2 protein-coding genes are annotated in these 3,116 nt (G+C 50.7%); both read left to right on the top strand.

Annotated features, from left to right (window positions below; all coding sequences use genetic code 11):
• Positions 1–374 precede the first annotated feature (374 nt).
• Positions 375–1,223: a hypothetical protein gene (locus tag DDZ17_RS22125; protein ID WP_157976800.1), complete on the top strand. Its 849-nt coding sequence runs from the start codon at positions 375–377 to the stop codon at positions 1,221–1,223.
• A gap of 45 nt (positions 1,224–1,268) precedes the next feature.
• Positions 1,269–2,429, top strand: a complete 1,161-nt coding sequence (locus DDZ17_RS22130) for a DUF3800 domain-containing protein (protein WP_157976801.1) — start codon at positions 1,269–1,271, stop codon at positions 2,427–2,429.
• Positions 2,430–3,116 lie beyond the last annotated feature (687 nt).

The following is a 3,116-nucleotide window of genomic DNA, read 5'->3' on the forward strand; positions in this document are numbered from 1 at the left end:
TTCTTGGGTAAGCTGTTTGTATTTCATTGTGCTCCTCTAACTTTGGTCGGTGAGAGAAAGCTCAATAGTACAGCAGCTTGCCCTCTAACCAACTCGTCAAGAGTTGCACTTACAAATTGAATTCACGTCTACAGGTTGATGAAGTAAAGAATCGGTTTCCAACCACGTACCAGCATATCGCCGAAACAGTCAAACCGCAGCGGGATTTGAAGAAAGATAAGGCATCGAGAGAGAAGTGGTGGCTACTCGCTAGACCTAGGCAAGAGTGGCGGCGAATATCGAGAGACTTGCCGCATTACACAGCAACGGCCCGAGTAGCCAAGCATCGCATTTTCATACGCCTTACAAAGGATTACCTTCCCGATGACAAAGTTGTGAACATCGGGATTGAGTCTTTGCAGGAACATGGAGTACTAGTAAGCCGTATACATACTTTATGGGCGCTTAGTACCGGCAGTTTTCTTGGGGTTGGAAATGACTCATGCTACAACTACTCGGACTGTTTTGAAAAATTTCCTTTCCCGGACACTAGCGCTCAACAGCACCAGAAGACATTGGCCAAACAAGTCGAAGGGATAGAAGGTCATCTTTCACGCCAGCAAAACAAGCACACTTCACTTACATTAACTGCAATATATAACGTGCTGGAGAAACTGCGCACTGGTGAACCACTTACCAGTAAGGAGAAAGCCATACACGAGCAGGGGCTAGTCTCTGTCCTGAAGGAACTGCACGATGACCTTGACCGCGCCGTGTTCGATGCCTACGGCTGGAGTGATCTTGGAGACATTCTGGTCGGCCTCCCCGGTGCCACCACGCCTTACCCCGAGAAATCCGAAGCGCAGGCAGAAGCCGAGGAAGAACTACTAAAGCGGTTGGTAGACCTCAACCACCAACGCGCAGCCGAAGAAGCACAGGGTCATGTGCGCTGGCTGCGCCCTGAGTATCAAGCGCCCAACGAAACGCAGCAGGGCATTGAACTGGTGGACGACGCTGATGCACCTGCCATCGCCGCTGCCAACCCAGCCAAGAAAGCCACCTTCCCGAAAGAAATGCACGAGCAGATACGTGTAGTTCTGGACCAATTGCAGACAGGTCCAATGGAGCTGGAAACGCTGGCAGCCAACTTCAAGCGCAAGCCAGTGAAAGGCGTGACAGCTGTGCTTTCTGCACTGGAGGTGTTGGGTAAAGCGAAGCAGGACGGGGCGGTTTGGCGGGTATGATCTGAGCCGCTGAACTCCGAAATCTAAATCACAGCAGGAACGCATGTGAATACAAAAATTGCTTACATGGACGAAACGGGCAATCCAGACCTCGACACCAGCAAAGGTGGTGCGTCTTCCCACTTCCTGATTGCGGCAGTGATTGTTGACGAGCATCAAAACACAGCTTTTGTCGAAGCTGCCGAAGCACTCCAGAAAAAGCACTTCCAAGGGAGTGAAATCAAATCCTCCAACGTCAGGGCCAAAGGGGGCCACAGCCGTAGAATCAAAATCCTCCGCGATGTTCTGGAATTAAACTTTAAGTTCTACGCCCTCGCCATCGACAAGGATAGAATCAATAAAGACAGCGGGTTACAGTTCAAAAAGTCGTTTATTAAGTACCTCAATGGCAAAGTGTATGGATCACTTTTTCAGCACTATGCAGACATAAATGTAATCGCGGATGAAACCGGAAGTCCCGAGTTTTCACAGTCTCTCAAGACCTACGTGGAGAAAAACCACATCCCTGACCTGTTCGTCGAATCAAGATTTGAGTTGGTCCCCAGCAAAAATTATGTAGGCGTGCAGATCGCTGATTTCATCGCTGGGTCACTTGCCCAAATGTATGAGGGCAAAGCAAATGCTGCCCTGAAAGAAATCTGTTTGGAAATGATCAGCACCCACTCTGTTGGCGTCGATGAGTGGCCCATCCGTTTTTCACGACGATTCAATTCCGACACCACCACCGAGGGCATGGACCGGGCGATTAAAGATTATGCTTTTAATCAAGCCCAGATTTACCTTGAGCGCAATCGCAACAACCACGACGATGAGGTGAAGTGGCAGATTTGTGTACTCGAATTTCTCCTCTTCCAAAGCCATTGGAATGACGCGCTCGATTACGTGCCAACCCACGCGCTAAAAAGCCACCTGCGGGAAAGTGGGTATGAAGGTATCTCCGATCACATTCTTAGGTCTAGCATCATCGCCAAGCTCCGTGACTCGGACGTTCTTATTGCCAGCTCGAACAAGGGGTACAAGATTCCAGTCCAATTCAGCGATATGTACGACTTCGCTGTCAGGGTCGATAGTCAGGTAGTACCGCAGCTGCAAAGACTGAGAAAAGCTAGAAAAAATCTGTTGATGGCCACCTCGAATGAACTGGACATACTGAAAGGCCCAAACTTTGTAAATCTCGTAGCCTTTCTCGACAGACTTCAGGACTGACGCCTCTATTGGCTACGGTCAGAATCTATAGGGCCTTACTTCCACCAAGATACTCGAATGGGTTAATACCGCCGCAACTGACTTTGGCGAGCGAAGTCCGCATTACCAGCTTGGCCTACCAGCCCTAAATTGATACGCTTGAGGCGAACTGAACCCGGTGAAGAGAATCATGACGAATGCCGCAATCGCCTGCTGAACCCGTGCACCCGACAACTGAAACCCGGCGTTAATGCCGGGTTTCGTGTCTCTGGGCCATAGCTTTGCTAATAACCTGTTATGAATAGTCACGAATGGAACCTACTGAAACCGCACCCTTTGATGACAGACGCCATGTACACCAGAAGCACACACCACTGGGACACGCTGCCACGACTGAAGCGCACCGGAAGTCATCAATCTGATAGAGCACATTGCGGGCGGAGTGAATTTCTGTTGAATACGCGAAAGACAAGCAAAGCCAAACGGATCAGCCACGGCTGCCGCAAACACGGCGACTGCGACTGGTGCCAAGGCAACCGAACGCATAGCAACCGACGAAGGGCACCTGCCCCCGACTCCAAGTGTTGTCTCGCTCAATAATCCGTGACGCCTTTCCCAAGTAAATTCGGGCCGGGCAATACAATACTTCCCTGATTATTCCGCAGCCGCAGCCGCAGCCGCAGCCGTGCCGGGGATCGGGGTCGGGAT

The organism is Parahaliea mediterranea (assembly GCF_003402235.1).
Taxonomy (GTDB): Bacteria; Pseudomonadota; Gammaproteobacteria; order Pseudomonadales; family Halieaceae; genus Parahaliea; species Parahaliea mediterranea.